Source organism: Paracoccus sp. S1E-3 (assembly GCF_013868135.1).
Taxonomy (GTDB): domain Bacteria; phylum Pseudomonadota; class Alphaproteobacteria; order Rhodobacterales; family Rhodobacteraceae; genus Paracoccus.
In genome coordinates this window covers 53,426-74,656 of the sequence record NZ_JACEMU010000013.1, presented here as the reverse complement: position 1 = coordinate 74,656, position 21,231 = coordinate 53,426, and the positions used below count along the sequence as shown (strand labels likewise).

The following is a 21,231-nucleotide window of genomic DNA, read 5'->3' as shown; positions in this document are numbered from 1 at the left end:
CCGCCCCCATGGATGGCGCGGGATATCAGGCAGAAAGTTTACGCAGTCGCTGCAGGCGGTCGGGACACCGGCTGGCGCATCTTGCGTCCGGACGTTCCGCCGGGCGCGAAATCAAGCGCATTGACCCGTAGGGGTCATAGGCCGACTTCCGGGGCCGCGTGCGGGTTCCGGGACAGATCCCGCCGATCGTTTCCGGCGGTCATGGCGCGGCATCGGCGTGCGCTTCTCTGGTAATGGCGGGGCAGACCTCGGCCCGCTTCCGGCCTACTGATAAACACGGCGGCCGTTCTGTGGTCGCTGCTCTCCTGCCTCTGATACCGCCGGCGATCCGAACGGCGTGTTTTCCCCGCGCGGTTTCGGCTCAATCAGCTTGCGCAGCATGGGCGTCTGATCAGCGGCGCAACGCGGAGCCGAGGGGTAGCAATCCCGCGATCGATGTGCAGACTTCGGGTATGTTAATGGGAGGGGAGGAAACCATGTCACTGACGAAATATCTGATGGCGGCATTTTTGACGACGACCATGTTGGCGTCGCCAGCCTTGGCACAGGACGAGGCAAAAACCGTCATCATTCACGCCGGGACGCTTCTGGCCAATCCGGGTGAAGCCCCGCTGACGGAACGGTCAATCATTCTCAACGGCAACAGGATCGAAGCGATCGAAGCCGGCTTCGTGCAGCGCGACGGCGCCGAGATCGTCGATCTCCGCAACGCTTTTGTGATGCCGGGCATGATCGACAGCCATGTCCATATCACCTCTCAACTTGCCCCGGATGCACGTCTGAAGACCGTCGAGAACTCGGATGCCGACTGGGCGATACAGGGCGCGAAACACGGCAAGCGCACGCTCGAAGCCGGCTTCACCACCGTTCAGGACCTTGGGGCACGCGGTCAGGATGCAGTCTTTGCGCTGCGCGACGCCTCGAAGAAGAATGACCTGCCGCTGCCGCGAATCCGGGCCGCCGGATACTCTCTCTCGGTCAGTGGCGGCCATGGTGACGGGCGACAGGGCTATAACGACGATGTGGCCGAGGTGCTGCACAAGGACTCGATCTGCAATGGCGCCGATGACTGCCGCCGCGCGGCCCGCGAACAGATCCGCAAGGGCGCGGACATCATCAAGATCACTGCGACCGGGGGCGTGTTGTCGAACACGCTTGCTGGGTTCAACCAGCAATTCACCAATCCCGAAATAGAGGCCATCGTTGATGCCGCGAACAGCATGGGCCGCAAGGTGACCGCACATGCGCACGGGCTGGACGGCATCAATTCCTCGTTGACCTCGGGCGTGATGTCGATCGAGCACGGAACCTATCTGGATGACAGTTCAATCGCGCTGTTCAAGGAAAAAGGCGCCTATCTGGTGCCGACGGTCATGGCCGGCGACTATGTCGCCAAGACTGCCAAGGACGCAGCCTGGATGACGGAGGCGCAGCGCATCAAGTCGCTTGAGGCCGGCCCGCTGATGCTCGACATGTTGCGCAAGGCCCATGCGGGCGGCGTCAAGATCGCCTTTGGCACCGACAGTGGCGTGTCGATCCATGGCGACAATGCGACCGAACTGGTGCTCATGGTCGAAGCCGGGATGACCCCGCAACAGGCATTGACTGCGGCAACGGTGAACGCAGCCGAGCATATTGGGATGGCCGACCAGGTCGGGACGCTCGAGGTCGGAAAACTCGCCGATATCATCGCCGTAGACGGGAATCCTCTGGAGAATATCGAGCGCATGCGCAACGTTGGTTTCGTGATGAAAGACGGGATTGTCTACAAATCGGCGCTGTAAACGCATCCCAGCAGGGGGACGCGAGAAGGGCGGTGCGGGATGGAGCGTCGCGCCCGGCCCTTCCCGGACAGGATCCCGGGTTCAACCAAGGGCCCGCGGACCTTGCCGCCAGATTGCGCGCGCCGAGACGCGGCGCGGAGAGGGGTTCGGGATCTCTTGTAAATATGCCTGAAGTTCATAAGATAATGTGATGATGTCCCGAAAATTGCCTTCCTCCAGCCTGATACGGCGCCGCGCCCCGCGCCTTGTCGGCACCATTGAATTTCGCGGAATCATCGGCGACACGATTTCCGAACTCGGCGAGCGGATCGTGGGTGGCGAGTGGCAACCCGGCGAGGCGCTGCCGCGCGAAGCGGATTTGACCGAGGCCCTGGGGGTCAGCCGTTCGATCATCCGCGAGGCGCTGCGAATCCTGAGCGCCAAGGGGTTGCTGCGCAGCCGCACCTCGGACGGGACGCGGGTGACGCCACGCGACGAATGGCGGCTCCTCGACCCCGATGTGATGCATTGGCGGATTCTCAGCGGTGACACCCGCGATCTGCTGACCGATCTTTTCAACGTCCGACTGGTGCTGGAGCCGGGTCTGGTCCGGCTTGCGACAACACGCGCCGATGCGCAGGCGCGGGCGCGGATCGATGCGGCATGGGCGGCGATGCTGGCGGTCTATGACGATACCTATGAAAACGAGGTCGCCCGCCGTCACGACTTCATCGAGGCCGATCTGGAATTTCACCGGGCTTTCCTGCTGGCGACGGAATCACCGCTGCTGACGCAGCTGTTTTCGGTGATCGAGGCGGCGCTGACGATGCTGTTTGACCTGCAGATGCGGACGCGCGGCTATGACACCGAACTGACCGGGATGGAGGACGCCCATCGCATGCACAAGCAGGTCTTCGACCGCTTCAGTGCCGGCGATGCCAAGGGGGCCGAGCGCGCCATGCGCGAGTTGATCGAAGTTGCCATCGAGGATGCGAGGCGCGGTCTGGCGCGGGCCGAGGAGCTGGACCGGCACGCGCGCTGATTTCGCGCCCGGCTGTCGGGATGACTAAGCCGCCCTGTGGGACAGTTCCCGCAGGGATGCGGCCCAACGACCGGCCATATCCAGGCCGAACGGGGTTGGCGGCAGGCAGGGGGCACGGTCATGTACCGGCAGTCCCGCGTTTTCCGCGAAGATGCGCTTGCCATAGGTGATGAGGTGTTCGAGCGACTGCATCACGAACGTCGCCGCGGGCAGCGCATCGGCATAAAGCCTTTCCGCCGCGTCCTCGCGCCCGCTGTCCCACAGATCGAAAATGCGGGCGGCGACCGGCGCGATGTCCGGGGCCAGGACAAATCCGTTGCAGCCGGCGCGCAGGCAATCGGTCATTTCCAACCCGCCGCGCCCGCCCAGAACCTGCAATTCGGCGCCGGCGATCTCGATGATGCGGCGGATGCCCAAAGCGGCATCCTCGGCCTTGACGGCGCGCAGATTGCCGACGCGTGACCGCAACCGGGCCAGATCCTCGCCCGAGAGGCCGCGACCCAGATATTGTGGTGCGTTCTGCACCGCGACCGGCAACGGGGTCGCCGCCGCCACGCGTGCGAAAATGTCCAGATAGATGTCGGCGCCATAACTGCCGACCATCGGCGGCTGCAGGATCAGCCAGTCGGCGCCGGCATCTGCCGCCGCCTGCGCCAGCGCCGCCTGTTCGGCGACGCTGTTGCCGGCGATGGTGACCGAAAGCGGCAGGCGACCGTCAAGCGCCCGTCCGACACCGCGCAGCAGGGCCATGCGCTCGTCGAAGCTCAGCTTCAATACCTCGGTTGCCAGCCCCAGCACGGTGATGCCGTGGCAACCCGCGGCAATGCAGTAATCGACCTGCGCCGCCATGGCACCGTGATCGAGCCGCTCGTTTTCGTCGAAAAGGGCATAGAGCACCGCATGGACGCCCCGATACAGCTTCGCATCACCGGTCATGGCGCTTACCAATCCGCGATCGAGCCGTCGGCATGACGCCAGACCGGCGCGCGCCAGTTGTGGCCGATCCGGGCGCGGTCCTGCACTACGTCTTCGTCCACTTCGATGCCCAGCCCCGGACCCTGCGGGATCGGCAGAAAGCCGTCCTCGACCTTGAACCGGCTTTCGGGGCGCAGATAGTCGTTCAGATCGCCGCCCTGATTGTAATGGATGCCGAGGCTCTGTTCCTGAATGACCGCGTTATAGCAGATGGCGTCGACCTGCAGGCAGGCTGCCAGCGCGATCGGGCCCAGCGGGCAATGCGGGGCAATCGGGATGTCATAGGCCTCGGCCATGTGACCGATGCGCACCATCTCGGAAATCCCGCCGACATGGGCGGTATCGGGGTTGATGATCCCCGCCGCGCGTTTCTCGAACACCTCGCGGAAGTCATAGCGCGAATGCAGCCTTTCGCCGATGCACAGCGGAATGCTGGTTTCGCGGGCCAGATCGGCCATCGCGCCGATATGGGCCGAGACAACGGCATCCTCGACGAAGATCGGGCGCACCGGCTCCAGCTCTTTCAGCAGGATGCGGGCCATCGGCGCATGGACACGGCCGTGGAAATCCAGCGCCAGATCCAGATCGGTACCGACGGCATCGCGCAGCGCGCTGATCCGGGCGACGATGGCATCCACCTTGGCGAAGCTGTCGATATATTGCAGCTCCTCGGTGGCATTGAATTTGCAGGCATTATAGCCGGCCGCCATCAGATCTTTCGCCTCGGCGATCAGGTTGTCCGGCCGGTCGCCGCCGATCCAGCGATAGCTGCGGATGCGGTCGCGCACCTTGCCGCCCATCAGCGCATGGACCGGCTGGCCGTAAGCCTTGCCCTTGATGTCCCACAGCGCCATGTCGACGCCCGACATCGCGCTCATCAGCACCGGGCCGCCGCGATAGCAGCCGTTGCGATAGATCATCTGCCAGGTGTCCTCGATCAGCATCGGATCGCGGCCGATGAGGAAGGTTTCCAGTTCGTGGATCTTGGCGGCCAGCGTTTCGGCATGGCCTTCCAGCACCGGCTCGCCCCAGCCGAACAGCCCCTCGTCAGTCTCGACTTTCAGGAACAGCCAGCGCGGCGGCACGACGAAGGTTTTCAGCGCGGTGATTTTCATGACGGAATCCTTGGATGCGCGCAGCGAGGGCGCGGGGCAGGTGGTGGGGGGCTGCGCGCTGCGCGCCGCGCCCCGCTGTCAGTGAATGGCGATGGCCGGGAAGGCGATCAGCAGCGCCAGGGCGAGGATCTGAAGCAGGATGAACGGCACCATCGAGCGGAAGATCTCACCCAGCGAAATGTCCGAGGGCGCCACGCTTTTCAGATAGAAGACCGCCGGGCCGAAGGGGGGCGTCAGATAGGACACCTGCATGCTGAGCGAGAAGACCACCCCGAACCAGACCGGGCTATAGCCCATCTGGATGACGATCGGCACGAAGATCGGCATGGTCAGCAGGGCGATACCGACCCAATCGAGGAACATGCCCAGCACGAACAGAATCAGCATCATCACCAGAATCACGACGGTAGGGTTGTCAGAGACGCCGGTGATCAGTTCGGAGACGAAATTGACGCCGCCCATCAGATTGAACACACCCACCAGCGCGCTGGCACCGACGCCGATCCAGACGATCATGCCGCAGGTTTCCAGTGTCTGGATCGCCGCGCCTTTCAGCATGGAGAGGCTGAATTCGCCGCGGATCATGGTCGACAGGATCACCCCCAGCACCCCCACTGCCGACGCCTCGGTGACCGAAGCGATGCCTCCATAGATCGAGCCGAGGACCATGAAGACGATGGCCATGGGCGCGACCAGCCCTTTCAGCAGTCGTGCCTTTTCGCCGCTTGGAATGTCCTCGGGCTTGAGCGCCGGCGCCGCCTGCGGGTCCAGCCAGGCGCGCACCAGCACATAGCCGACATAGAGGGCCGCCAGCAGGAATCCGGGCACGAAGGCCGCGGTGAACAGGTCGCCGATCGAGACATTGGCCGTCAGCCCGTAGATGATCAGCACGATCGAGGGCGGGATCATCGTGCCCAGCGAGCCGCCGGCGCAGACCACGCCGATGGCCAGCCGCCGGTCGTAACCCAACCGCAGCATCTGGGGCAGGGCGAGCAGCCCCAGCAACACGATCTCGCCGCCGATGATACCCGACATGGCAGCCAGGATGACGGCGACGAAGATCGTCTGCACCGCGACACCGCCGCGGATGCGACCGCCGATCAGGCGCATGGCGTCGAACAGGTCGCGGGCGATGCCGGACCGGTCGAGGATCGAGGCCATCATCACGAACATCGGCACCGAGACGAAGACGAAGGATGACACGAAGGTATAGATGCGGCTGGTAATCAGCGGCACGGAGGTCGGCCCGAACCAGCCGATGGCGAAGATGAAGGCCACCAGCAGCGTCACGAAGGCCAGCGGCATGCCGGTGATCAGCAGCACCAGCAGCATGACCAGCATCAGCACCGTGCCATATTCGATCCCAAGGCTCTGCAGATCAAACATCAATGGGTTTCCTTCCGGCGCAGCGCGCGCAGCATGAAGATCAGGAACTGCACCGACATCGCCAGCAGTGCGGCAACCATCAGCAGCTTGAGAAGCGACGGATAGGGCGGGTTCCAGGCGGTGCCGCTGGTTTCCAGCCGGAACTGGCCCGAAGGCGCGAAGATGGCCCGCTTGGCCGAAAGCCAGGCGCCATAGCTGAAGAACAGCGTCGAGGCCGCGCAGATGGCATAGATGAACACGTCCAGCCAACGGCGGATGCGGGGTCCTACGGCATCGTAAAGCAGGACGATGCGGATATGCCGGTTGGTGGCGACGCAATAGACGCCGCCGACCAGGAAGGCCACGGCGCTGAGGAAGGTCGAGGTTTCATGCACCCACAGCGTCGGCAGCCTGAAGACATAACGCAGCACGACCTCGTAGATCAGGATCGCCATGATGAAGACATAAACCAGCGAAAATGGCCGTCCGATGGCGGTGATGACACGGGCGAACAGCCCGTGATCGTGTTCTGGCGGTGCCGGCGCGGGCGCCACGGGTGGCAGCGGATCTTCCATATGCGTCTCTCCCCTCGCATAGGTTGGCGGGGCCGGATGCACCGGCCCCGCAACGGCATCACTCCAGCAGACCCTGCGCGGTCAGATAGGCGGTCACGGAATCATAGACCCGTTGGGCATTCGGACTGCGTGCGGCGACATCCTTCCATTTCGACTGGGCGATGGCACGGAACTTCTTGCGCTCCTCCGGGGACCAGTCATGGATGGTCACGCCTTCGGCGATAGCTTCGGCGACGGCGGCCTTGTCCTTTTCGCGCAGCGTTTCGTTCAGCGATACCGCCAGATCCTCGACCTCTGTCGTCAGCAGGGTTTTCAGGTCGTCGGGCAGGCCGTCCCATTTCGCCTGATTCATCGACACCTCGACCAGAGGCATGGAATGGAAACCCGGATAGATCGGGTTGGGGGCGATCTTGTTCAGGCCGCCGGCCTGATTGGCGGCGAAGGTGGAATAATCGGCCGCGTCGATCACATGCTTGTCGAGCGAGGTATACACCTCGGAAGATGGCAGGTTGACGGGGCTTGCGCCCGCTGCCGCAAAGACCTCCTGCACCAGACCTTCGGGCGCGCGCAGTTTGACGCCGCGCAGATCCTCGACGGTGTCGATCGGCACCCGCGACACGAAGGCTTCCAGCCCGCCCGGCACGCCGCCGATGAAGTAAAGCCCGTATTCGCCCAGCATTTCGCGGATCAGATCGGTGCCACCGCCATTCTTCATATAGCCGATCATCTCGTCGGGCGACGACCATGCGCCGACCGTATTGCCGATCAGGCCGAAGGCCGGATCCTTGCCGGCCATGTATTCGACCGAAGTCATGTGGCCATCCAGAATGCCGGCGGCGACCGAGTCATGCGTCTCGTTATAGGCGACGACGGAATCGACCGGCAGAACCTCGATCTTCAGCCGGCCGCCCGAGGCCTCCTCGATCCCCTTGGCCCATTCCTGTTCGACCATGAAGGTCGGGTTCCCGGCCGGATCGCTGGACTGGAACTTGAACGAAAACTCCTGCGCGACGGCAGGGAACGCCCCGGCGAAAGCCGCCGCGACAATGGCCGGCCCGAGCGGCGTGAAAGCTTGGAAACGTGTCGACATCCTGTCCTCCCCATGATTCGACTGCGTATCCTGATAATGTATGTTTATATGACAAACAACGATTTTCGCGCGTCACCCGCGACCAGAGCCGCAGGTCTGGCGCGCAATATGGTCAGGAGCGGTGCTGCTACCCCCGTGCCCGGTCATAGGCCGCGATCAGCGCGCGTGCCTTTTCGCGCACCTCGGCGATGCCGTCACCGGGCCGGTAGACCGAGGTGCCCATACCGAAGGTGGTGATGCCCGCACGCATGTATTCGGCCATGTTGTCGGGTCCGACCCCGCCGACAGCGCCGACCACGGTGCCCTTGGGCAGCACGGTCATGATGGCCGCCAGTCCGCCCGGCCCCAGCAGCGAGGCGGGAAAGAATTTCAGCCCGGATGCTCCGGCTTCCAGTGCGCCGAACGCCTCGGTCGGGGACAGCACGCCGGGCATCGTGACCATTCCGGCCTGCGCCGCATGGCTGATGACGGTGGGGCGCATGTTCGGGCTGACCATCAGCCGGCCCCCCGCCGCCGCGACCTGATCGACATCCCCGGTGGTCAGCATGGTGCCGCCGCCGACAAGGGCCTGCTTGCCCACGCGCGCGGCCACCCGCTCGATCGAGCGGAGCGGCTCGGGCGAGTTCAAGGGGATTTCCAGCGCCTCGAAGCCCTCCTCGACCAGCAGCTCGGCCACAGCCTCGGCTTCGGACGGGGTGATGCCCCGCAGGATCGCGACCAGCCCGCGCTTCAGATTGGGCCATGGAACATGTTTCGTCATTTCTTCCCCCAGATTTCAATGGCGGCCGCCAGCAAACCCTGACGTGACGCCGTTTCCGCATCGGTGATGTTCAGCGCATAGCCGGCCCGTTCCAGCGCGGCGGCGTAAAGCGCGCCCAGGCCTTCCTGCCCGACCAGCGTGATATGGGCGGGGGCCGCCAGCGCCGCCTCGCGCCCGACCTCGGCCCCGATCAGCAGGCCGGAAAGCCGTGCCAGCGCCTGTTCGCGGGTGCTGAAGTCCAGCAGTTGCCCGGCCCGCAGGCCGAACAGCGCGCCCGGCAGCATGGCCGGATCGGCGATGGCCTGATCCAGCGCGGCGACAAAGGCCGGATCGTCGGGAGCAAAGCGCCCCTCATCCGGCATCGCGTGGCGCAGGATGCTCTGGCGGCGCAGCAGTTCGAACAGCTCGCCGGTCATGTAGCTTTTGAAGCCGGTCACCGCGCCGCCCTCCAGGCGCGCCCATTTGCAATGGGTGCCGGGCATGCAGACCAGCCCCTCGATCCCGTCGCGGGCCATGCCCAGAAGCTGGGTTTCCTCGCCGCGCATCACGTCCGGCGCGGCGGGGTCGCGCTGCGCCAGACCCGGCAGGATGCGGATTTCGCGGTCCCCGGCCTTGTCAGCGGCCAGCTGCACCGCCTGCGCAGCCAGCGCGGTGACCGGCGCGGGCAGATCGGCATAGGGCGCCTCGACCCAACCCTGCCGCGCGCCGGCCATGCCGCAGATCAGGACGCGCAGACCCGGCGCTGCGCCCGCACGGTCGAGATGGTCTTCCAACACCGGGGCGAAGCCGGCGGTTGTGCAATGCTGCATCCCCTCGGACCCCCGGCTTTCGCCGTAGACCTGCCCGTCAAATCCCATCAGCCACAGCCGGAAACTGGAGGTGCCCCAGTCAACCGCCGCAAAATCCGCCGTCATAGCATCACCCTCGGATCGAATTTTCCCGCGAAATCGATGTCGATGCAGAAGGTCGCGCCAGCATCAGGCGCGGCACGCAACTGCGCCTCGTCGAGGCCCAGCCGGGCGCTGGTGACCAGCATCCGCCGCGCGTCGGCGCCGATGAAGGCGGGACAACTGGCGTGGGCCGCGCCGACCGCAATGCTGCCGATCACGCGGCCATCGGGGGCAAAACCCGCCACCCGGCCCGCGCCCCAGATCGCGATCCAGATATTGCCGGCGGCATCGGTCACCGCGCCATCGGGGCCGCCGTCGAAATCGGTCAGGAAAACCTCGGGCGCACCGCCGGGCAGGCCGGTCGCCGGATCGGTGGCGACCCGGAACACGGTGTTGCGCGCGGTATCGGCGTAATAGGCGATGCGGCCATCGGGCGAAAAGCAGATGGCGTTCGGGATCGTCACGCCCTCGAACAGCCGTTGCAGCCGACCCGCGCGATAGTGATAGATGCTGCCCGCGCCGGGTTCCGTCTGCCAGCCCATGGTGCTGACCCAGAACGCGCCCGAGGGATGGACGCGCGCGTCGTTCGAGCGGGTGGCGGGATTGTCGGCTTCGAGTGGCAGGTGCGATTCCAGCGCGCCCGAAACCGGATCGCGCAGGTAGAGCCCGTCCTCGGCCAGCAGCAACTGGCGGCTGCCATCCTCGACAAAGGCCAGGGCGCTGGCGGCGATGGGCAGATCGAACACCTGAGTTTCGGTGCCAAGCCCGTCATCGGCACCGGCGCGGGTGAAAAGCCGGCGCCCGACAATGTCGAACCACCAGGCGAGGCCGGTCGCCGGGTCATAGCCCGGTCCCTCGCCCAGTTCGAGGCGGTGATCGTCCAGAATCACCATTCGGCGAAAGACCCGTCCGCGTGACGCCAGATCGGGTTGCGCCAGCGATGCCCCTCTTTCGCGCGCTCGATCACATATTCCTCGTCCACATCGACGCCCAGCCCCGGACCGGAGGGAATGTCGACCATGCCGTTTTCATAGCGGAACACGTCCTTGTTCTGCGCGTAATCCAGAAGATCGTTCGAGGCATTGTAATGGATGCCGAGGCTCTGTTCCTGAATGAAGGCGTTATAGCTGACCGCATCCAGTTGCAGGCAGGCCGCCAGCGCGATCGGACCCAGCGGGCAATGGGGGGCGATGGCCACGTCATAGGCCTCGGCCATGCTGGCGATCTTGCGGCATTCGGTGATGCCGCCGGCATGGGACAGGTCAGGCTGCAGAATGTCCACGACCGCCTGTTCCAGCACCGATTTGAAATCCCAGCGGCTGAACAGCCGTTCGCCCAGCGCAATCGGGGTCGAGGAAAGCGAGGCAATATCGCGTAAAGCCTCGGTATTCTCGCTCAACACCGGTTCCTCGATGAACATGAGGCGATAGGGTTCCAGTTCCTTGACCAGGGCGCGGGCCATCGGGCGATGGACGCGGCCGTGGAAATCGACGGCAATGCCGATATTCGGGCCGACCGCCTCGCGCACCATGGCGACGCGTTCGACGGCGGCGTCGATCTTGTCGTGGCTGTCGACGATCTGCAGTTCCTCGGTGCCGTTCATCTTCAGCGCCGTGAAACCGCGCTCGACCACGTCCTTCGCCCCCTGCGCCACCTCAGCCGGGCGGTCGCCGCCGATCCAGGAATAGACCTTGATCCGGTCGCGGCACTGGCCGCCCAGAAGTTCGTGGACCGGCACCCCAAGCGCGCGGCCCTTGATGTCCCACAAAGCCTGATCGATGCCGGCGATCGCGCTCATCAGGATCGGGCCGCCGCGATAGAAGCCGCCGCGATACATGACCTGCCAGTGATCCTCGATCCGGCGCGGGTCCTGACCGATCAGGTAATCCGACATTTCGTGGACGGCGGCCTCGACGGTCAGGGCGCGGCCCTCGATGACAGGCTCGCCCCAGCCCGAGACGCCCTCATCGGTCTCGATCTTCAGAAACAGCCAGCGCGGTGGCACGATAAAGGTCTTGAGCGCGGTAATTTTCATGTTTGCTCACTCTTGCGAAACGGGTGTCTTCTGGGTCGATGCGGCCAGATCGCGTCTGGCGAGGCGAAGGATGGCATTGGCCGCCTTGAGCGCGGCGTCGGGATCGCGCAGGCGCAATGCCTCGACCAGTTCACCATGGACGCGAACCGCCTCGGCGCGCTGATCGGGGGAAATCGTCGCCGTCACCTCCAGCGTCGAGCGCAGCGCGGCGTCGATCATATTGCCGATCTGGCGGAACACCGGGTTGTGACTAGTGCGGTAAAGGATTTGGTGAAACTCGATATCCGCCTGAACGAAAGCCGCGACATCGGCCCCGGCGTCCGCCATACCGCGCCACGCGGCTTCCAGATTGGCGATTTCCTGCAGGGTCGCGCGCTTGGCGGCAAGTTCCGCAATCAGCGGCTCGATCGCGATCCGGGTTTCGAGGATCGCCGCCTGCAACCTCTGATCGAGCGCATCGGGGCCATACCATTCAAGCACCTGCGGATCGATGATGTTCCACTCGTCGGAGTCATTGACCACTGTGCCCACGCGCGAGCGGATGCTGACCAACCCTTTGGCGGCCAGCGTCTTCAGCGCCTCGCGGATGACGGTACGGCTGACCCCGTATTCCACGCTGAGATCGGCCTCGCGCGGCAACGCCGCGCCGGGTTCGATCCGGCCCGAGAGGATGCCCGCCGCAAGACTGCGCACCACATCGGGCAGCACCCGCGGCCGGCGCGGTCCGGCCGGCGCGCGATCGTTGCGGATGGATTGGTCAGGCATCACGGCTCCTCCTCTGTCCATAAGACAGTGCCTTATTCATCATGTCAATGGTGTTGACTGGTATGATGAATGAAGCTAGCGTTTCGTCAGGGCAGCCTGCAGGCCGTCCGACGCAGGAGGAGGAGAATCATGCGTTTCTTGAAAAAGGCGCTGCTGGTCAGCGCGCTGGCGGCTGCCCCGCTGATGGGATTCGGCGCGGCACAGGCCCAGGACGTGAAGATCGGCTTCATCGTGAAACAACCCGAAGAACCGTGGTTTCAGGACGAATGGAAATTCGCCGATCAGGCCGCAGCCGAAAAAGGCTTCGAACTGGTCAAGATCGGCGCGGTTGATGGCGAAAAGCTGATGGCGGCCATCGACAACCTCGGCGCGCAGGGCGTGCAGGGTTTCATCGTCTGCACCCCGGATGTGAAGCTGGGGCCGGGCATGGTCGCCAAGGCGGCGGCCAATGACATGAAGATGATGACCGTCGACGACCGTCTGGTCGATGCCTCGGGCGCGCCGATCGAATCGGTCCCGCATATGGGCATCTCGGCCACCAAGATCGGCGAGACGGTGGGCGATGCGATCATGGCCGAGATCAAGAATCGCGGCTGGAACATCGCGGATGTGGGCGCGATCCGGGTGTCTTACGACCAGTTGCCGACCGCGACCGACCGGGTCGAGGGCGCGATCTCCGTCCTGAAGGCAGGCGGCTTCCCCGAGGCGAACATCTTCGACGCCCCGCAGGCCAAGACCGATACCGAAGCGGCGCTGAACGCCGCCACCACGGTCCTGAACGCCCATCCCGACATCAAATATTGGGTGGCTTTCGGCCTGAATGACGAAGCCGCGCTCGGCGCCGTGCGCGCCACCGAAAGCGTCGGCATCCCGGCCGAAAACGTCATCGCCATCGGCATCGGCGGCGCGGAATCGGCAATCAACGAATTCAAGAAGCCCGATCCGACCGGCTTCGCAGGCACCGTCATCATCTCGCCGCGCCGTCACGGCTATGAAACGGCGCTGAACATGTATGAATGGATCGCCAATGACAAGGCGCCCGAGCCGCTGATCCTGACCTCGGGCACGCTGGCCACGCGCGACAATTACGAACAGGTCCGCAAGGATCTGGGGATCGAATGATCTCCGGCGGGGGCGGCGATCGTGTCGCCCCCGCGCGCAACCGGCATCGGCGGGGGGAGCCATGGCCTATCTTGAATTCACCGGCATTACCAAGACCTATCCGGGCGTGAAGGCGCTGTCCGATGTCAGCTTCGGCGTCGAGAAGGGCGCGGTTCACGGCCTGATGGGCGAGAACGGGGCCGGAAAATCCACGCTCATCAAGATCCTGTCGGGCGATCTTCACGCCAATGAGGGGCGCATCAGCATCGACGGGCAGGAACAGAAATACGCCTCGACCGGCGATGCCTTTGACAATGGTGTCATCGTCATCCATCAGGAACTGCAACTGGTTCCCGAACTGACGGTGGCCGAGAACCTGACGCTGGGGCGCTTTCCCGCGACTTCCGGCGTGATCTCGCGCCGGCGGATGATCGACGAGGTTTCGGCGCGGCTGAAATCGGCCGGCATCGAAGTCGATCCGCGCCGCAAGGTGAAATCCCTGTCCATCGGCGAACGCCAGATGGTGGAGATCGCCAAGGCGGTGATGCTGGATGCCCGCGTGATCGCGCTGGATGAGCCGACCTCGTCGCTGTCCTCGCATGAAAGCGAGGTGCTGTTCAAAATGATCGACAAGCTGCGGGCCGAGGGGAAGGTGATCCTTTACGTCTCGCACCGGATGGATGAAATCTTCCGTCTTTGCGACAGCATGACGGTGCTGCGCGACGGCAGGATGGCCGCCCATCATCCCAGCATGGAAGGGCTGACCCGCGAACAGATCGTGGCCGAGATGGTCGGGCGCGAGATCAGCGACATCTGGGGCTATCGCCCGCGCGTGCAGGGCAATGTCCGGCTGAAGGTCGAGAACCTGTCGGGCAGCCGGCTGAAGGCGCCGGCCAGTTTCGAGGTCCGCGCGGGCGAGATCCTGGGCTTCTTCGGCCTGATCGGCGCCGGCCGATCGGAGCTGATGCGGCTGATCTATGGCGCCGATCCGCGCCATACCGGCGTCCTGACGCTGGACGGCGCAACGGTCGCGGCGGACGACCCGCATGGCATGATCCGCGCCGGGTTGGTTCTGTGCACCGAGGACCGCAAGCATGACGGCATCATTCAGGGCCGGTCGATCGCCGAGAACATCAACATCTCCTCGCGCCGCCACAGCGCGCACGCGGGCATCCTGAACCGCGCGAAGGAGGTCGAGACCGCCGAGACCTATATCAAGAAGCTGCGGGTGCGCACGCCCTCGCGCCATCAGGACATCATCAACCTGTCGGGCGGCAACCAGCAGAAGGTCATTCTGGGCCGCTGGCTGTCCGAACAGGGCATCCGGGTGCTGATCATCGATGAGCCCACGCGCGGCATCGACGTGGGCGCGAAATCCGAAATCTACGACCTACTGTATCAACTGGCCGAGGACGGCATGGCGATCGTCGTCGTTTCGTCCGAACTGCCCGAGGTGATGGGCATCTGCGACCGGCTGATGGTGATGTGCGAAGGCCGCATCAATGCCGAGGTGGCGCGCGACGATTTCCGCGAAAACCAGATCCTCGCCGCGGCGCTGCCCGACAAAGCCGTCCCCCAATCCATGACCCTTTCGTAAGGATACCGAGTGATGAAAAAACTGCTTCTTGGCGAACAGGGTTTGCTGGTCATCTTCGTGGTGGCCTTCGCCCTCGTCGCGATTTTCGTGCCGAATTTCCTGACCGAGCGCAACATGCTCGGGCTGCTGCAATCGGTGGTGACGGTCGGCATCGTCGCCTGCACCATGATGCTGTGCCTGGCCGCGCGCGATTTCGACCTGTCGGTCGGCTCGACCGTGGCCTTCACCGGCATGGTGGCGGTGATGGTCTCGAACGGCAGCGGCTCGATCCTTCTCGGCATCGCGGCGGCCCTGGCCGCGGGCACCGTCGTCGGCTGGCTGAACGGCTTCGTGATCGCGAAGTTCCACATCAACGCGCTGATCACCACGCTGGCGACCATGCAGATCGTGCGCGGTCTGGCGCTGATCTCGTCGGACGGGCGGGCGGTCGGCATCAACGATCCGGCCTTCTTCAACATCGCGCTGTCGAAATTCCTGACCATCCCGACCCCGATCTGGGTGATGGTCGCGCTGTTCGTCATCTTCGGCTTTATCCTGAACCACACCGTCTTCGGCAAGAACGTGCTGGCCATCGGCGGCAACCCCGAGGCCTCGCGGCTGGCCGGCGTCAAGGTCGACCGCACCCGCATCTATATCTTCGCGCTGCAGGGGCTGGTCTGCGCCATCGCCGGCATCCTGCTGGCCTCGCGCATCACCTCGGGGCAACCCAACGCCGCAGTCGGGCTGGAACTGTCGGTGATCTCGGCCTGCGTGCTGGGCGGCGTCTCGCTGGCCGGCGGCCGGGCGACGATGACCGGGGTGATCGTCGGCGTGATGATCATGGGCATCGCCGAAAACGCGATGAACCTGCTGAACATCCCGGCCTTCTACCAGTATATCGTGCGTGGCGTGATCCTGCTCTTGGCGGTGCTGCTGGATAACCTGCGCTCGCGCGCCCTGGGGCGGCGCTGATGGGACAGGCGCTGGTTCTGGAAAACGACTGGCTGCGGGTCGGCATCGACCTGCAGGGCGGTGTGCTGACCTTCGGGGAAACCCGCGGCGGTAGACCGTTCCTACGCGGCCGCACCGGCAGCGGCGAGGATCCGAGAGTCAGCGCCTGCTTTCCCCTTGTGCCGCTGTGCAACCGGGTCGGCGGCAATCGCTTCACCTTTGCCGGGCAGGACTACGCCCTGCGACCCAACCGGGACGAGCCGCTTTATCTGCATGGTGACGGCTGGCAGGGTCGCTGGTCGCTGACGGATCACGGCACCGACGCGGCTTCGATGGCCTTTCAGCACGAGGGCGCCGATCCCTATCGATACCGGGCCGAGCAGCATATTGCCCTGTCGAACGATCAGCTGTCGCTGACGCTGAATGTCACCAATCAGGGCGCGGTCACGCTTTCCTTTGGTCTGGGCTTTCATCCCTATTTCCCGCGCGACGGTGCCGAGATCCGCTTTGGCGCGTCCGAATGGTGGAGGGCCGGTCCGGATCATCTGCCGGTCGCCCGCGAGACGCCGCCGCCGGAGGCCGATTTCCGCGAGCCGCGCGGGTTGCCCCACTGGACGCTGAACAACGCCTATGACGGCTGGGACGGTGTGGCCGCGATCCACTTGCCGGCGCGAGGGCTGGAGGTTCAGATGCAGGCCGATCCGCTGTTCGGCGCGCTGATGGTCTACGCCCCCGCCGAGGATCGCAGCTTCTTCTGTCTGGAGCCGATGTCGCATCTGCCCAACGCCCTCAATATGCCCGGCCAGCCGGGAATGCGCCCGCTGCGTCCCGGCGAGAGCCTTGGCGGGACGATGACCCTCACCATTCACAATTCGGAGTCTCGGCCATGACCGACCGTCTGAACGGCAAACGCATTTTCCTGACCGGCGCGGCGCAGGGCATCGGCCGGGCCATCGCCGAAGCCTGCCTGAAGGAAGGTGCCTCGCTGTTCCTGCTGGACATGGACGGCGACTTCCTGAAACGGACTGTGGATGAATTGGGGGCCGGCCCGCGCGTCGCCTTCGCCGCCGGCGACATCTCGGACGCGGCCGGGGTGCAGGCGGCGATGGCGGACGCCGAACGCCAGATCGGTCCGGTCAACGGGCTGATCAACAATGCCGGGATCAACGTCTTCAACACGCCGCTGGAAACCACCGACGAGGAATGGCGGCGCACCTTCGACGTGAACCTGAAAGGCGCCTGGAACTGCTGCAAGGCCGCGCTGCCCGGCATGATCGCGGCCGGGGGCGGGTCGGTCCTGAACATCGCCTCGACCCACAGTTTCACCATCATTCCGCATACCTTTCCCTATCCCTTGGCCAAGCACGCGCTGATCGGGCTGACCAAGGCGCTGGCGCTGGAATATGCCGGGCAGGGGGTGCGGGTGAACGCGCTTGCACCGGGCTATGTCGAGACCCAGAAGAATGTCGACTGGTGGAACAGCTTCCCCGATCCGGTTCAGGCCCGCGCCGATACCATGGCGCTGCATCCCGGCGGCCGCATCGCCCAGCCGTCCGAGATCGCCATGGCGGCGGTGTTCATGATCTCGGACGAATGCCCGTTCATGAACGCGGCGACGCTGATCGTGGATGGCGGATTGAGTGTGTTGCAGCATCCGTGACCTGTCCTGCCGGAGAACTGCCTTGCCGTGGCGCCGGGTCGGTCCATCTGCATTTCCCTTGCGATTTCGGACAGCCGGACCTGGAATTTCCAACGCGGCTCATAGGCGCGCGCTGATGTGGCGCCGTCAGGAACGGGCGAATCTTCCGGCGGGACGAGTGCACGACCGTTTCCAGCATGTCACCACAGGCAGACCCAGCCCGCGCGAAGCACGCCCCGCTGGAAGGTCGATTTATCCCCGATGACATGGTTCTTGCGCCGAGGGGCAGCCGTCGGTTGACGAGGCAGGCCGATGACCGCAGCGCGGCAATCTGAATGCGCCCGCTCGCATGCGCTGACGACATGTCTGAGAAGGTGAGAAGCGCGGCCAGCATCGGGGTCTTCGACCCTGCTTGCTGATGCCTGCTCGCGATATGGTCGAGTTCAATAATCGCGTCCTTCTGCGCCCCGGCGATGCCCTTGCCGGTATCCTCGCAAGACGAGGATCCTCCGGCTGCCCGCATGCGCCGCATCGGCAGATGCGTCGGTATCCACTGATACTCTGGAACAAAATCGCGACCTCGCGGTTTTCAGCTTTCGGGAAAACGATGGACCCGCGCGTCGCTCGGTATTCCCGCGACAGAACCGCTTCGCAGGCGGGCACGCCGACCAATTTGTCGAAGGAAAGGAGATTCTCATGACCGATACTGAAGTCCTTCTGGTTGATACGCCGGATGTCGAGGATAGGCCGCGCAGGGTCATGGACTGGCCCGCGGTCTTTGCGGGCGCCGCGATTGCCGCCGGGGTCACGGTAGTCCTGACCGGGTTCACCACGGCGCTGGGCCTTGGCGCGATCTCGGCCGAGCCGGGACAGCAAGGCGGCGGTTTCATGGGCACTCTGATCGCACTGTTCGCGTTTCTGGGAATGCTTCTGGCCTATGCGCTCGGCGGTTATGTCGCCGGGCGCATGCGCACCCCGGCATCGGGGATCAGCACGGATGAGACCGTCGCGCGCGACGGCACGCATGGTCTGACCGTCTGGGCGGTCGGCACGCTTCTGGCGACCTTGCTGACGGTCATGGTCGCGACCAGCGGCCTGCGCACGGTCGGCAATACCGCCGCATCCCTTGCCGAAGCCGGCGGATCCGCCGTCGGGGGCGCGCTGCAGGGAACGGGTCAGGTCGTGGGCGGCGTGGTCAGCGGCGCGGGTCAGGTTGCCGGTGGCGCGATCAGCGGCGCCGGGCAGGCCATCGGCGGTATCGCACAGGGTGCCGGTGAGGCCGCCGGGGGCGACAGCATGCAGAATATGCTTCCCGGCGGGTTTCAGGCGAATCCGATCGACTATCTGACCGATCAGCTTCTGCGTCCGCAGCCGGGCGTCACCACCACCAATTTCTCCAATGAGGCGATCCGCCGCGAGATTGGCAACATCTTCGGCAATGTCGTCCGCACGGGCGAGTTGTCCGATGCCGATCGGGCCTATCTGGTGCAGGCGCTGGCGGCCCGGACCGAACTGCCCGAGCAGGAGATCAATCAGCGCATCGATCAGGCGGTCGAAACCGTCACCACGCTCCGCAACGAGGCGCAGCAGCGGCTGGACGAGGCCCGCGCACAGGCCGAGGAACTGGCCACGCAGGCCAGAGCGGAAGCCGAGCGCCTGCAGACCGAGGCGCAGACGAGGCTGGAAGAGGCCAAGCAGGCCGCCATCGACGCCGCCGAGGCCGCCCGCAAGACGGCCGTCTGGACGGCGTTTCTGCTGGCCGCATCCTCGATTGTCGCAGCAGCCGTGGCCTTCGTCGCCGCGATCAAGGGCGGACAGGATCGCGACAGCGGCCGGTTCTGGCTGCATCGGCGGTAATCGGTAAAGGGGCACCGCAAAGGCGCAGCTTGCGCAGCCTTTGCGGTGCCGCGCGGGACGGCGGCCGGTCGGGTATCGACCGGCCGCCGTTTCGGTTGCCGTTCTTTGGAAGGGCGCCCACACGCGGGGGGCATGGCGCGCCATAATCGGATCTTCGGCGCGGTTCAAAAGATGCCGGGAACATCTTTCCGCTCAAACGGTTGCCTCTCCTCACCGACCGCATCGCGATCCCAAAGGAGGAAAGAGCATGTCCGCCCCTCAGACCGACCCGGAAAAGCAGGCCCGAAACCATATCGTTCCCATTCTGGGCATGATCATCGTTGTGGTGCTCGTGGTGCTGGGGTTCCTGTGGTGGGTCGGCGACGAAACCGACGATCCCGAGATGCCCGGCGAGGTGACCGGGCCGATCGAGGAAATCACGCCGTCGCAGCCCGAAACCACAACCGCACAGCCGCCCGATTGACCCAGTCGCGCCGCGCGTTCCGAGTCCATCTGTTCAGCACCCGGACCAAAGGGGGCAAAAGCCCCTTTGGGTCCATCAGCGTCAGGCGGAAACTTCCGCGCGAGGCGGCCTGCGGCCATCGCCGCAGGTGCTTGTATGTGGCGCCCCCGCGCGGCAGGAGCGGCGACCATTCGTTCGGGGAGCCGACGCCACGCCGGCGAATGATGCACTTCCTCCACTCCGCCCGTGACAACATCGTCTTCGTTGCCCGCCGTGTCGGTGGTGGGATTGCCGCGCCGGGTCTTTCTTCCCTGTCTCGTGCCCGTCGAAGGCCGACGGAACGCGCGTCACGCAACTGTGACGAAATTTCGAACCTCTCATGCAAGAAAGGGGCTGAAAAACGGCAAGAGGATACTCGTCGCGTGAGAAAATTCGGTTAATATAAGTGAACAGCATTGCGGCATGGAGGCGCATATGCCCAGTGACGAAAGTGACCCCGCTGCCGCATCAGAGCTGGACGCAGCATTGTCAGAATTGATGGCCCAGACCAGAAAAGAACCTGTTTCCAAAGAGTTGCGGGAATTGGCCGCGCGTTTGGAGGCGGCGCTGAACAAGGCCCGAATCGCCCATGACGGTTTGAGCGAAGAGTCCTGCTGATCCGCGACGCGTCCGGCCTGCTGCATGAAGGGACTGGATGCGGAACTCCTGACTGCCCACATGGTTTGCCAAGAGAACACTGGTCGGGAGGACTGAACCTATGTCGGATGACGTATTGGCCCATATCCCCGCACTTCGGGCTTATTCGCGTGCGTTATGTCGAACGGTCGCAGAGGCCGAGGATCTGGTTCAGGAAACCCTGCTGCGCGCCATCGAGAATGCGCACCGCTATGAACCCGGCACGAATATGCGCGCATGGCTGTTCACCATCATGCGCAACCGCTTCCTGACCAATTGCCGTAAAAGCGCTCGCGAGCGCACCGGAGCGGCGGATTGCGCCTCGACCGTGCCATGGGTGAAGGCCGATCAGGAATGGCATTTGCAGGCCCGCAACATGTGGGCCGCGTTGGAGCGGATTCCCCTGCATTACCGCGAGGCGATCATTCTGGTCGGCGTGTTGGGTGAAAGCTATCTGGACGCGGCGCGCATTCTGGATTGCGATATCGGCACGATCAAAAGCCGCGTGAACCGTGCGCGCGCGATGCTGCGCGTGGCGGTGGAGCCGATGCTGTGACGGTCATCGGCCCCGAACCCGCCCTCGACAGATGTCCATTCCGGCGGCCGGACCATGCA

General features: G+C 64.7%; 21 protein-coding genes. 11 read left to right on the top strand and 10 right to left on the bottom strand.

What is annotated here, in order from left to right:
• The first annotated feature begins 158 nt into the window (after positions 1–158).
• Together H1S04_RS13225 and H1S04_RS13220 are read left to right on the top strand one after the other, a co-directional pair.
• On the top strand, positions 159–1,784 hold the full coding sequence (locus H1S04_RS13225; RefSeq protein ID WP_220185234.1) for an amidohydrolase family protein: 1,626 nt from the start codon (positions 159–161) through the stop codon (positions 1,782–1,784).
• 193 nt (positions 1,785–1,977) lie between these two features.
• The gene (locus H1S04_RS13220) at positions 1,978–2,805 is read left to right on the top strand and encodes a FadR/GntR family transcriptional regulator (RefSeq protein WP_181746019.1); all 828 of its coding nucleotides are present in this window, start codon (positions 1,978–1,980) and stop codon (positions 2,803–2,805) included.
• 24 nt (positions 2,806–2,829) lie between these two features.
• Here H1S04_RS13220 and H1S04_RS13215 read toward each other — a convergent pair whose 3' ends face one another.
• From H1S04_RS13215 to H1S04_RS13170, 10 genes are all read right to left on the bottom strand, one after another.
• On the bottom strand, positions 2,830–3,741 hold the full coding sequence (locus H1S04_RS13215; protein ID WP_181746018.1) for a dihydrodipicolinate synthase family protein: 912 nt from the start codon (positions 3,739–3,741) through the stop codon (positions 2,830–2,832).
• Between the two features lie 5 nt (positions 3,742–3,746).
• Entirely contained in the window at positions 3,747–4,895 is a 1,149-nt protein-coding gene (gene dgoD, locus H1S04_RS13210) for a galactonate dehydratase (RefSeq protein WP_181746017.1), read from the bottom strand.
• A gap of 78 nt (positions 4,896–4,973) precedes the next feature.
• Positions 4,974–6,281, bottom strand: coding sequence for a TRAP transporter large permease subunit (locus H1S04_RS13205; protein ID WP_181746016.1), 1,308 nt, complete (start codon positions 6,279–6,281; stop codon positions 4,974–4,976).
• Positions 6,281–6,835 (bottom strand): TRAP transporter small permease subunit, encoded by a 555-nt coding sequence (locus H1S04_RS13200; protein WP_181746015.1) that lies wholly within the window; start codon positions 6,833–6,835, stop codon positions 6,281–6,283. The genes H1S04_RS13205 and H1S04_RS13200 overlap by 1 nt, the downstream gene beginning before the upstream one ends.
• Positions 6,836–6,893: 58 nt before the next feature.
• Positions 6,894–7,925 (bottom strand): TRAP transporter substrate-binding protein, encoded by a 1,032-nt coding sequence (locus tag H1S04_RS13195; protein WP_181746014.1) that lies wholly within the window; start codon positions 7,923–7,925, stop codon positions 6,894–6,896.
• A 127-nt stretch (positions 7,926–8,052) separates the two neighbouring features.
• Entirely contained in the window at positions 8,053–8,685 is a 633-nt protein-coding gene (locus tag H1S04_RS13190) for a 2-dehydro-3-deoxy-6-phosphogalactonate aldolase (protein ID WP_181746013.1), read from the bottom strand.
• Entirely contained in the window at positions 8,682–9,599 is a 918-nt protein-coding gene (locus tag H1S04_RS13185) for a 2-dehydro-3-deoxygalactonokinase (RefSeq protein WP_181746012.1), read from the bottom strand. Before H1S04_RS13185 ends, H1S04_RS13190 begins: the two co-directional genes overlap by 4 nt.
• Positions 9,596–10,468, bottom strand: coding sequence for an SMP-30/gluconolactonase/LRE family protein (locus H1S04_RS13180; RefSeq protein ID WP_181746011.1), 873 nt, complete (start codon positions 10,466–10,468; stop codon positions 9,596–9,598). Before H1S04_RS13180 ends, H1S04_RS13185 begins: the two co-directional genes overlap by 4 nt.
• Positions 10,462–11,610: a galactonate dehydratase gene (gene dgoD / locus H1S04_RS13175; RefSeq protein WP_181746010.1), complete on the bottom strand. Its 1,149-nt coding sequence runs from the start codon at positions 11,608–11,610 to the stop codon at positions 10,462–10,464. Before dgoD (H1S04_RS13175) ends, H1S04_RS13180 begins: the two co-directional genes overlap by 7 nt.
• 6 nt (positions 11,611–11,616) lie before the next feature.
• Complete coding sequence (locus H1S04_RS13170) at positions 11,617–12,375, bottom strand: FadR/GntR family transcriptional regulator (RefSeq protein ID WP_181746009.1); 759 nt, start codon at positions 12,373–12,375, stop codon at positions 11,617–11,619.
• 129 nt (positions 12,376–12,504) lie between these two features.
• Here H1S04_RS13170 and H1S04_RS13165 point away from each other — a divergent pair, with 129 nt between their 5' ends.
• The 9 genes from H1S04_RS13165 (at position 12,505) to H1S04_RS13125 (ending at position 21,172) form a co-directional block, all read left to right on the top strand.
• Positions 12,505–13,497: an arabinose ABC transporter substrate-binding protein gene (locus H1S04_RS13165; protein WP_181746008.1), complete on the top strand. Its 993-nt coding sequence runs from the start codon at positions 12,505–12,507 to the stop codon at positions 13,495–13,497.
• Positions 13,498–13,558: 61 nt separating this feature from the next.
• Positions 13,559–15,073, top strand: a complete 1,515-nt coding sequence (gene araG, locus H1S04_RS13160; protein ID WP_181746007.1) for an L-arabinose ABC transporter ATP-binding protein AraG — start codon at positions 13,559–13,561, stop codon at positions 15,071–15,073.
• A 12-nt stretch (positions 15,074–15,085) separates the two neighbouring features.
• Positions 15,086–16,024: an L-arabinose ABC transporter permease AraH gene (araH, locus tag H1S04_RS13155; protein WP_181746006.1), complete on the top strand. Its 939-nt coding sequence runs from the start codon at positions 15,086–15,088 to the stop codon at positions 16,022–16,024.
• Positions 16,024–16,893: an aldose 1-epimerase gene (locus H1S04_RS13150; RefSeq protein WP_181746005.1), complete on the top strand. Its 870-nt coding sequence runs from the start codon at positions 16,024–16,026 to the stop codon at positions 16,891–16,893. The genes araH and H1S04_RS13150 overlap by 1 nt, the downstream gene beginning before the upstream one ends.
• On the top strand, positions 16,890–17,663 hold the full coding sequence (locus tag H1S04_RS13145; RefSeq protein ID WP_181746004.1) for an SDR family oxidoreductase: 774 nt from the start codon (positions 16,890–16,892) through the stop codon (positions 17,661–17,663). The genes H1S04_RS13150 and H1S04_RS13145 overlap by 4 nt, the downstream gene beginning before the upstream one ends.
• A 675-nt stretch (positions 17,664–18,338) precedes the next feature.
• Positions 18,339–19,499: a hypothetical protein gene (locus H1S04_RS13140; RefSeq protein ID WP_255435612.1), complete on the top strand. Its 1,161-nt coding sequence runs from the start codon at positions 18,339–18,341 to the stop codon at positions 19,497–19,499.
• A gap of 247 nt (positions 19,500–19,746) precedes the next feature.
• The gene (locus tag H1S04_RS13135; RefSeq protein ID WP_181746003.1) at positions 19,747–19,962 is read left to right on the top strand and encodes a hypothetical protein; all 216 of its coding nucleotides are present in this window, start codon (positions 19,747–19,749) and stop codon (positions 19,960–19,962) included.
• Positions 19,963–20,415: 453 nt separating this feature from the next.
• Positions 20,416–20,598, top strand: a complete 183-nt coding sequence (locus H1S04_RS13130; protein WP_181746002.1) for a hypothetical protein — start codon at positions 20,416–20,418, stop codon at positions 20,596–20,598.
• A gap of 100 nt (positions 20,599–20,698) precedes the next feature.
• A complete protein-coding gene (locus tag H1S04_RS13125; RefSeq protein WP_181746001.1) occupies positions 20,699–21,172 on the top strand; it encodes a sigma-70 family RNA polymerase sigma factor in 474 nt (157 codons plus the stop codon).
• Positions 21,173–21,231 lie beyond the last annotated feature (59 nt).